Origin of the sequence: Mesorhizobium sp. M2A.F.Ca.ET.039.01.1.1 (assembly GCF_003998035.1) — a bacterium.
Taxonomy (GTDB): Bacteria; Pseudomonadota; Alphaproteobacteria; order Rhizobiales; family Rhizobiaceae; genus Mesorhizobium.
The window spans coordinates 1-676 of record NZ_RZRY01001391.1 but is presented as its reverse complement, the minus strand read 5'-3'; the positions used below and the strand labels follow the sequence as shown (position 1 = coordinate 676).

1 protein-coding gene is annotated in these 676 nt (G+C 68.2%); it reads right to left on the bottom strand.

Going from position 1 to position 676, the window contains the following annotated elements:
* On the bottom strand, positions 1-676 hold a 676-nt coding region (locus tag EOA24_RS40040; protein ID WP_127410929.1), incomplete at both ends, for an aldehyde dehydrogenase family protein.

The window sequence follows — 676 nt, the reverse complement described above, 5'->3', positions numbered from 1 at the left end:
GTCCAGGCAGGTCGACCTGGCCGAAATCGAGGCTGGCGGCCGCGGCGATCGCCGCCGCGCCCTTGCCGCGCAGATGCTTCCTCAGGATCGCGACGCGGTCCGGCCGCGTCGACCAGCCGCCCAGCGTCGGATCGGGCAGATTGTCGGCAAGCTCGGTCGCGGTCACCTTGTGACCATCGGCAACCTCGGTTCCGGCCTCAGGCCCCTTGCGGAAGCGGCGCAGGTAATGCGGTCCGCCGGCCTTCGGGCCGGTGCCCGAAAGCCCCTCGCCGCCGAAGGGCTGCGAGCCGACCACGGCGCCGATCTGGTTGCGGTTGACATAGATGTTGCCGGCATGGATGCCGTCGACGAAATGCTGGACCCGGCCCTCGATGCGCGTATGCAGGCCGAAGGTGAGGCCATAGCCCTTGCGGTTGATGGCGGCGATGACCTGGTCGATCTCGTCGGCGTCGAAAGTCGCGACGTGCAGCACCGGGCCGAACACCTCGCGCTCCATCTCCTCGATGCCCTTGACGCGGAAGACATGCGGGGCGACGAAGCGGCCGGTGGCCGGAGCTTCGATCCTGGCGATCAGCCGGCCTTCCAGCCCCTTCTTCTTGCAATAGTCGCTGATCGAAGCCTGCGCCTCGTCGTCGATGACCGGGCCGACATCGGTCGAGATGGCCCAGGGATTGCC